The 9,168-nt window shown below is 47.0% G+C and carries 6 protein-coding genes and 4 tRNA genes; 1 reads left to right on the top strand and 9 read right to left on the bottom strand.

Annotated elements, in window-relative coordinates; all coding sequences use genetic code 11:
* From fliG to WB308_RS02450, 6 genes are all read right to left on the bottom strand, one after another.
* Positions 1–688, bottom strand: a 688-nt coding sequence (fliG, locus tag WB308_RS02475; protein ID WP_424188637.1) for a flagellar motor switch protein FliG, incomplete at its 3' end; no start/stop codon positions are given.
* Between the two features lie 146 nt (positions 689–834).
* Complete coding sequence (locus tag WB308_RS02470; RefSeq protein WP_424188635.1) at positions 835–1,695, bottom strand: hypothetical protein; 861 nt, start codon at positions 1,693–1,695, stop codon at positions 835–837.
* A 158-nt stretch (positions 1,696–1,853) separates the two neighbouring features.
* Positions 1,854–1,941: transfer RNA gene (locus WB308_RS02465), tRNA-Ser, on the bottom strand.
* Positions 1,942–1,970: 29 nt separating this feature from the next.
* A tRNA-Cys gene (locus WB308_RS02460) sits at positions 1,971–2,044 on the bottom strand.
* 5 nt (positions 2,045–2,049) lie between these two features.
* Positions 2,050–2,136, bottom strand: a tRNA-Leu gene (locus WB308_RS02455).
* Positions 2,137–2,198: 62 nt separating this feature from the next.
* Positions 2,199–2,273 (bottom strand) — tRNA-Gly (locus tag WB308_RS02450).
* Between the two features lie 198 nt (positions 2,274–2,471).
* On the opposite strand from WB308_RS02450, the gene ilvD reads away from it, so the two are divergent.
* Complete coding sequence (gene ilvD / locus WB308_RS02445) at positions 2,472–4,160, top strand: dihydroxy-acid dehydratase (RefSeq protein WP_424188633.1); 1,689 nt, start codon at positions 2,472–2,474, stop codon at positions 4,158–4,160.
* Positions 4,161–4,164: 4 nt separating this feature from the next.
* Here the strand turns inward: ilvD and WB308_RS02440 are convergent, their stop codons facing one another.
* From WB308_RS02440 to WB308_RS02430, 3 genes are read right to left on the bottom strand one after another with little or no spacing between them, the layout of a single operon-like run.
* Entirely contained in the window at positions 4,165–5,946 is a 1,782-nt protein-coding gene (locus WB308_RS02440; RefSeq protein ID WP_424188631.1) for a UDP-N-acetylglucosamine 4,6-dehydratase family protein, read from the bottom strand.
* Positions 5,943–7,052 (bottom strand): UDP-N-acetylbacillosamine transaminase, encoded by a 1,110-nt coding sequence (gene pglE / locus WB308_RS02435; RefSeq protein WP_424188629.1) that lies wholly within the window; start codon positions 7,050–7,052, stop codon positions 5,943–5,945. The genes WB308_RS02440 and pglE overlap by 4 nt, the downstream gene beginning before the upstream one ends.
* A gap of 4 nt (positions 7,053–7,056) precedes the next feature.
* Positions 7,057–9,165: an STT3 domain-containing protein gene (locus tag WB308_RS02430; protein ID WP_424188627.1), complete on the bottom strand. Its 2,109-nt coding sequence runs from the start codon at positions 9,163–9,165 to the stop codon at positions 7,057–7,059.
* Positions 9,166–9,168 lie beyond the last annotated feature (3 nt).

Here is a 9,168-nt window from a genome sequence, read left to right as displayed (position 1 = left end):
GCTCGATTTGTGCCAGGGTTGTTTTGGATACTTTCGCACCCAAACGGTTAAAGACATCGGCAACCGATCTCGGTCCGCCCACTTCGACTTTATAACTGGCCAACGCTTCGAGTTTCGATTCGAGGACCGTACTGACCCGTTTGATGATCGCCGGAGTGATATCCCCCAGTTTTGCCATACGCATGGCCACTTCGGCCCGCAAATCATCCGGAAAAATATAGAGGGTTTCGGCAGCCGAAGAGGGGTCCATATGGGCCAAGATCAAGGCTATCGTCTGAGGGTGCTCATTGATAATAAAATCGGCGAGCTGCTGAGGTTTTATTTTGGACAAAAAGGCAAAATTTTGGGAACTCTGCATGCTTTTACTTAAACGTTCAAGCACTTTTTTTGCTTCATCCGGTCCGAGTGCTTTGTATAAAATTTCCCGTGCATACTCCAAACCGCCGGTGTTCAGATATTGATTCGACTGAATGATGGCGTAAAACTCTTCCAGTACCGCCGCGCCGATGTTTTTTTCGATGGAACGGTTACTGGCAATGTGTTTTGAAATTTCGGTAATGGCCTGAATACTCATTTTAGAGAAAAGGATTGCCGTTGCATCTTCACCCAATTGGGCTAAAAGAATGGCAATCTTTTGGGTCATGCTCATTTCATCGAAAGCGTTTTGTTGAGACGGGGATAGATTCATGGATATCTTTCGTGCTTCAATAATTTGTACGAACAGTGTGCAATGTACTTTAATAGAGTAATAGTACCGTACTTTTGATCTCTTTTTTAGGTATTGTTTTAATTGGCTGCTCCTATTACGAGCTTTTTAAGTACAGCTCCCCTTTCTTACTTGCTTTGACGGGAAAGCTGATTGTATATTCCGGTACCGATAATCAGTAACGTGACGCCAATGATGAGATAAAAGGCATTGATGAGTTTGCTGTAATCATCCAGAACAATCTTGAATACCGCCATGAGCGATTCAATCGAGAGAGCAATAATAATAGAGGTCAGAAATTTACTGAGCGTTTTGTTTTGGAGGTCGTTGCCGTAACTGAATGTTTTAAACAGAACCTCATTTTCAATAAGGGTTTTGGCCAAATCGTAGATAGCAAGTCCGATCGTAATCGAGATAATCGATGTGAATATCTCATGCATAACTACCTCTCCCGAAAAAGGGGAAATGAGCATACGGTAAAAGATATACGCCCCATAAAAGATTAAAAAGACAGAGACGGTGCCCAGCAATAACCCGCCGCTTCCCATGACGAGTCTATTGATTTTTTCAAAAGCGCTGTTGTGTTCGATGAGACGGAGTTCTTCGAGGAGTTTGAGCATATCAAAATCGGCGACAAGATAACGGTCATTCTCTTGCTTTACCGCGGTTAAGGTAGGTAATCCCGTAATATGATGGAGATAGGGGTTACTGATGTGGATCGCCTCCTCTGAAAAGCTGACCCATTTGAAATAAAAAGATTTATCTGCACCATGGCGATCTTCATCGATGTAGTTTCTTCCAAAACTGGGAGAAGATTGGACAAATGCTTCATTGACGGCATAGATAACTTCAGCCGCTTTTTCAGATTCGAAAAACCGTCGCATATCCTGAGAGTCGAGTGAAAGGGGGTGAAATTTTTCCATCGTCGTACGGAGATAAAATTGGACGCTGTTTTTGTGTTCGGTATAGATGCTGATGATCCGTTTCATGAAAACTCTCCTTCAGTGAATTTTCAATTCATGTTGTAACACTCATCGGATTAAGAGGACGATTCGATATAAAGGTAGGAAAGAAATTTAAGATTAAGGTAGGAATATAACAGTGTTGAACTTGATTGTTGAATAGGTGGGAGTTGTGTAAGTTATGATGGCGGGCCACCAAGGATTTGAACCTTGGGAGGTGTTACCCTCGCCGGTTTTCAAGACCGGTGCAATCGACCACTCTGCCAGTGACCCGTAGTAAAATGAAACTATTTTTTTCTCTATGGAGGCGGCACCCGGATTCGAACCGGGGATCAGAGCTTTGCAGGCTCATGCCTTACCGCTTGGCTATGCCGCCACCTGTGGTGCCCGGAGCCGGACTTGAACCGGCACAGTGTTACCACCGAGGGATTTTAAGTCCCTTGCGTCTACCGATTTCGCCATCCGGGCATCTCGTAGAAAAAAATACCTCAGGTCAAACATCAAAAATTCAATGTTTCAACTGAGATGACTGGAGCGGGAAACGAGGTTCGAACTCGCGACCCCAACCTTGGCAAGGTTGTGCTCTACCACTGAGCTATTCCCGCATTGTTTTTGTGGACTGGAAGTATAGCAAAAAAAATAGTGGGTGTAAAGAGTTTTATTGATTTTTTTGCGTATAATTGTCAAAACAAATGAAAGAGCGCAAGCGTTCATGGGCTTTCTGCAAGAGAAAAACTCAGCGTTAGCGTAGGTATAGGGATGTGTTCCTATACCGTTTTATATTAATTAAAAAAAGGAATCTTATGCGCAGCGATACCATTAAACGGGGATTTGACAAGACTCCCCACCGCAGTTTGCTCCGGGCAACCGGACTGAAAGACGAAGATTTTAATAAACCTTTTATCGGAGTGGCCAACTCTCATATCGATATTATTCCGGGGCATTTTTTCCTCCAAGAGTACGGCCGTATCGTCAAAGAGGCGATTCGCGAAGCAGGGGGAGTACCGTTCGAGTTTAATACGATCGGTGTCGATGACGGGATTGCTATGGGGCATGACGGTATGCTTTATTCCTTACCGAGCCGTGAGTTGATCGCGGACAGTATCGAAACGGTCATGAACGCTCATAAACTCGATGGTTTGATCTGTATTCCTAACTGTGACAAGATCGTTCCGGGTATGCTCATGGGGGCATTGCGTGTTAACGTTCCGACGATTTTTGTCTCCGGCGGGCCGATGAAGGCGGGGCATAAAAAAGACGGTACTCCGATCGACCTCGCAACGGCATTTGAAGCGGTTGGAAAACATGCCGACGGGAAAATGTCGGATGAAGAGCTTTATGAGATCGAGTGTGAAGCGTGTCCGAGTGGCGGAAGCTGTTCGGGTATGTTTACCGCTAACTCGATGAATACCCTCTGTGAGGCGATGGGGGTTGCATTGCCGGGCAACGGTACGGTTCTGGCGATGACGCCGGAGCGTATCGAAATGGTGAAAACCGCCGCTAAACGGATCGTTGAGATGGTGAAAGACGAAAATGCCGAAAAATGGAATATGCGCAATATTCTGAATGATAAAGCGATTCACAATGCGTTTGTTATCGATATGGCAATGGGGGGAAGTTCCAATACGGTCCTTCATTTATTAAGTATTGCAAAAGAGGCAGAGGTGGATTTTGATATTACGAAAATCAATGAAATCTCTGAAAAAGTAGCCCATATCGCGAAAATCTCTCCGTCACTCTCGACCGTACACATGGACGACATCAACCGTGCGGGGGGTGTTAATGCGGTTATGAAAGAGGTAAGCCGCCGCGGCGGAATCCTCCATACCGATGCAATGACGGTAACGGGTGAGACTCTCGGTGAGCGGATCAAAGATGCGGTGATCAAGGATCCGAACATCATCCATACCAACGAAAATGCCTATTCTCCGGTCGGAGGTTTATCGATCCTTTTCGGAAATCTCGCCGAAGAGGGTGCGGTAGTCAAAACGGCGGGGATCACTCCGAACATGCGCAAATTCAAAGGTTCAGCCGTCTGCTTTAACTCTCAACAAGAGGCGATTGCGGGGATCGTAGGGCATAAGGTCAAAGCGGGCGACGTCGTTGTTATCCGCTACGAAGGGCCGAAAGGGGGCCCTGGGATGCAGGAGATGCTCGCCCCTACGGCCCTCATTATGGGGATGGGACTAGGAGAGAGCGTTGCCCTCATCACGGATGGACGATTTAGCGGTGCGACCCGCGGAGCCTCTATCGGTCACGTCAGCCCTGAAGCGGCAGAGGGGGGATTGATCGCTCTTATTGAAGACGGTGATGAGATCGAACTGGATGTGGATACCCATCTGTTGCAGCTTAATGTGGGGTATGAAGTGCTCGAACAGCGACGTCTTCACTGGAAACCGGTCAAAAAAGAGATTACGTCCAAATGGCTCAAACGCTACAGCCTTCTCGTCTCCAATGCTTCGAATGGAGCGGCGTTAAAAACAGAGTTATAAAAACTCATTTACCGGAGGGTTGAAACTCCGGTACGATCTTTTGCAATCCTTCCGTTACGTTCTCACTCATCATTAATTTTTCAATATTTTTTTTCAGTTCTTCAATCGGATAGAGGGTTGGACGGGCAATCATGATCGATTCAAACGCCGTTTTTTGTTCACTTTCATTAATGAGAAGTTCTTCATAGAGCTTTTCACCGGGGCGTAGACCGACACTGACGATTTCGATCGGTTGGATTGCGTAGAGACGGATCATTGTTTGTGCCAAATCTACGATCTTTACAGGTTCGCCCATATCGAGGATGAAGAGCTCTCCTCCCCGGGCAATAGCGGCGGCTTGGAGGACGAGCTGGCACGCTTCGCCGATCAGCATAAAATAACGGGTCACTTCCGGATGGGTGATCGTGAGCGGTCCCCCTGATTCGATTTGCGATTTGAATTTTGGGATAACACTGCCGCTGGAACCCAATACGTTTCCGAAACGGACCGAGACGATTTCACTGTTTCGGGGATCGATGTTTTGGGCATAGAGTTCAACAACCCGTTTGGTGGCCCCCATGATGTTGGTCGGACGGACCGCTTTGTCTGTCGAGATGATGACGATTTTGGCAACATCATGCGCAATGGAGCTGTCGATAACGTTACGGCTGCCGATAATGTTGTTCATAACGGCGGTATGGGGATTGGTTTCGCACAGGGGAACGTGTTTGTAGGCGGCGGCATGGATGACGATATCGGGGTGAGAATCGCCGATGAGGCGATCGAGGGTTTCATAATCGATGATGTTGCACAGGGTAAGGAGGGCTGAGGGGAGTTTTTCCCCGATTTGGTAGAGATTGTATTCGCTGTGATCGATTAAAATCAGCTTTGAGGCGTTAAATCGGTGGCATTGGAGGGCTATTTCAGACCCGATACTTCCCCCCGCACCGGTAATTAAAACGGTTTTCCCCCGTATAAACTCTCCGATCGTTTGGGTATCAAGATCTTTGGGATGACGGGCGAGAAGCTCTTCGATCGAGAGTTCTTCGATTTTATTGATTCTCTCATCCAATAAATGGGCACGTTTGATCTCACGAATCCCTGTATCGCTCAGGTGTTGATAGGCTTCGCGAAGGTACTCATTGGGGAGTGATCCGTCGATAATGGCGGCACGGATATTTTTGGATTTGACCAAATCTGCGATCTCCGCCATCCCCGATATTTTGATATTGTTGAGATACGAGCCGATCATGTTATGATTTTTTTCTTGTGCCGCAATAATACCGACAGGAAAATATTCATGGGAACCGTCAAGGGCGCTTTTAATAAGGTTGACGCTATTGGGAGAAATACCGATTAGAAGGGTGGCTTTAAGATGGTTATGATGCAGTCCGAATCCGAACAGCAACCGTTTTAACAGACGCAATCCCCCCAAAAAAACAAAAGAGAGAAACAGATCGATAATAATGACACTGCGGGGAAACGGAAAAAAAAGATGGGGAAACGCCGTGTGGATAAGGGCAAGCATCCCATAGGTCAGGGTCAGGGCAAACAAGAGATTTTTAGCCTCTTCGAGACCGTAAAAACGCCAAATGATGGCGTAGTTTTTAAACCGGTGGATAAAAAAGAGTTTTAAAGTGATAAGGGTGAAGGCTACGGTAGAAAACGGTTCTAAAAATTCGGAAGGAATCTCAAAATTAAAACGAAGCAGATAGGCAGCGTAGAGGGTAAAGAGTGATAAAACAATGTCGAAAAAGAGAAAAAACGCTATTCGCTTTGGATTGGTCGGATCGAGCCATCGATTCATCGCAGAGCCTTTTTCAGCAACGCGCAGACTCTTTCCACATCGTTTCGGGACATTTGTGTTCCGCTCGGAAGGCATACCCCTTTTTCAAAGAGGGCCTGAGAGGTGCCGTTTTGTACCCGTATGGCCTCTTTAAAGAGGGGCTGCAGATGCATGGGCTTCCAGAGCGGGCGGCTTTCGATATTTTCCTCTTCGAGGAGGAGTCGAACACGGGTTGGATCCGAATGTTCGAAAGTGAGAGCGCTCAGCCATCGATTCCCCTGCGTATTCGGAAGTTCGGGCATAAAGGTGATTTCGCGGATATCGGCTAAACTCTCGCGGTACCATTTGAAAATTTGCTGCCGTTTTTGGATGCGTTCGGTTAAGACTTCCATCTGGGCTACTCCGATGGCGGCAAGAATATTGCTCATGCGGTAATTGTAGCCGTAATCGGTATGCTCGTAATGGGGTGCATCGTCGCGTGCCTGGGTAGAGTAGAAACGGGCTTTGTCGATCAACTCTTGGTTGGGCGATACCAGCATTCCACCCCCCGAGGTGGTGAGGATCTTATTTCCGTTAAAACTGTAGACTCCAAAGGTTCCGAAGGTTCCGGTTTGCTTACCGTGATAGAGAGCACCGAGACTTTCAGCCGCATCTTCGATCAGTGCGATGCCGTGAAGGTCGCACAGGGCGATAATTTTTTCCAAATCGGCACATTGCCCGTAAAGGTGGGTCAGAATAAGGGCTTTCGGCTTTTTGGGGGATGCGTTGATTGCCTCTTCGATAAGCAAAGGGTTGAGATTCCAGCTCACGGTGTCACTGTCAATAAATACGGGAATGGCATTTTGGTAAAGGATGGGAGCGATGGAACCGATAAAAGTAAACGTCGATGCCAATACCACGTCACCCGCTCCGACACCGAGAACCCTCAGGGCGAGATGGAGTGCTGCTGTCGCTGAGGAGAGGGCGAGGGAATGGGGTACGCGTGTATAATCTCGGATGCTTTGCTCGAAACGATCCACCATAGGCCCCAAAGGGGCAATGTAGTTGCTTTCAAACGCTTGGGAAATGTATTCCTGCTCACGCCCGCTCATATGCGGCGGCGAGAGGAAAAGACGCGGGTTTTGCATGGTGTCATACTTTCAGTTTATAGACTTTGCTCATCGGATCAAGAATGACGGGTTCGAATAATTTCGGATCGTAACGATCAAAGACAAACATTTGAATGTATGCGGAGTTCAGATAAAAATCATCCAGAATCAAAAAGCGGCCATAACTTGCCATGAAAATGACATTGAGGCCGTCCGAAGCAAATTGCTGTTCATTGACTTGCAGTTTTTGAGTCGAATCGTAGCCCACTTGGTAAAAGCTTTTGATGGTTGCCTCTTGATTGCCGAGTTTGAGAATATTTTTATCTTTGATGATCGAGATACCGTTGCCGAGTTCAACCGTTTTATCGGTCTCTTGAATCTGTTGGGTTGCGTAAAAAAACGGCTGTTGCAGCGCGTTATCGGGATTTTTGAGATCGAGATAGCTAAAGAGGGTCACCGTAGGGAGAATGTCCATCATCCGCAGCGGCAGATACAGATAGACATCACGCGTCGCTTTCGGAAGAGATTCGGGATGAAGCTGAGCAGTCACCATGAGATCATCGACGCTTTGGGCTTGATAGCTTTTGAGCATTTCGGCAATAAGGGCACTTTTGTTACTTTCATACCCTTTTTCGGTATATTCGACACTCAAACGGGCCATAAAAGCAGCATTCTGCTGCGGTTGCGTGAGGATGTAACTGGCGGGATAGTTGACATCACCGCTGTGTTTTCCCCCATCGACGAGGGTTTTTACGTTGCTGTAATAACGGAGTGGATACCCGTAATCCCACCATCCGATGACATAGTCCTCTTCTTTGGAAAGTTCGCCGAGGTGTGTGAGCGTTGCCACCTCCTTGGTCGTCAATACGGTCGGGGTCATGTACTCTTTGATATGGAGATAGTTCGGATAAAGGGCAGCGGTTGTGAAAAAGAGCAATGCAACGGCACGGAGCCACCCTTTTTCGATCGGTCGGGTAATGAGCAGTAAAAAATATCCAAATCCGATGGCCATCGGGGCTACGGCATAGATGGTAAAGCGCAAGCCCGCAGACATCGCGATAAATCCGAGTCCTACCAGAGGAAGGGTAATTAAAAGGGGACGATAGGCGATAATCGCGAGGAGATAGCCGATGAATCCTATCGCAAACGTGACGGTATGTCCGCTGATCCGTTCGGCAAAAACCGTAAAGGGGATATTTCCCGCTTCCCGGACCGTTTGGGCGACGTTGTAAAAATGGAGTCCCCCCTCTTCGCTGGAGAGGCTTTCACGGAAAAGGTAGCTTTTGAGTTGTGCCCAGATAGGATCGACTCCCCCTGTGGCAAAATAAAGGGTCACAATCGCCCCGAACAGAGGCCAAAACCATTTTTGATCGAGTTTCGGCTGAAAGTGGAAAAAAGCGAATACGGCTATTGCCGCGGTAATGTTGATCCAAATCGGGAGTGATAAAATACCGATAATAATAAACAAAGCTATTTTATAAAAATAATGATTTTTACGTTCAAAGAGGAGGGCATAGGCTAAAGTGGTGAGCAAAAGAGCGGTATTGAGCGAATAACTCTGAGGATACCACCATTGATTCAATGCAAAAGAAAGGGTAATTGGGATGAGAAAACGGTTGCGCTGATGGGTGATCGCCAGGATAACAAAATAAATGGCGAAGAGAGGAAGCACGACGGTGAGCATATCGGTATCGTAGTACCCCGTCATGGTACGATTGTAATAGCTATTGGCAACCCCGGCGATAAGGGCACCTATAAATCCGATGCGGGTTTGACCGAGCGTATGGCCGATTAAAATAATCGGGATGACAATAAGCGAACCGATAAACGAAGGCATATAAAGGATGAGTGTTTCAAAACTGACCGGGATAATTTTAGAGAGCCACGCGGTGAGCAGTGAAATCGGCTCGTTCACGGGAGAAAGGTCGTTAGGCTGATGTGCACCGTTGAGTATATCCCGTGCCCCCTCGGCAAAAAAGTAGCCGTCATTCGTGTTGATCATCAGCTCATTGTTCCAATGAAACTGCTCCACCCCTTGTAATTCGGCTACCCAGACATAGCGCATTGAGAGAGAGAAGAGATAGGCGATAATCAGAAAAATAAAAAGTATTTTGAGGTTGGTCGTGTCTGATTTAAGTTGAAGAAATTTCATGGA

Source organism: Sulfuricurvum sp. (assembly GCF_049587615.1).
Classification (GTDB): domain Bacteria; phylum Campylobacterota; class Campylobacteria; order Campylobacterales; family Sulfurimonadaceae; genus Sulfuricurvum.
Note: the sequence above shows the minus strand (reverse complement) of the source record. Positions and strands in the feature narration are given on the sequence as shown.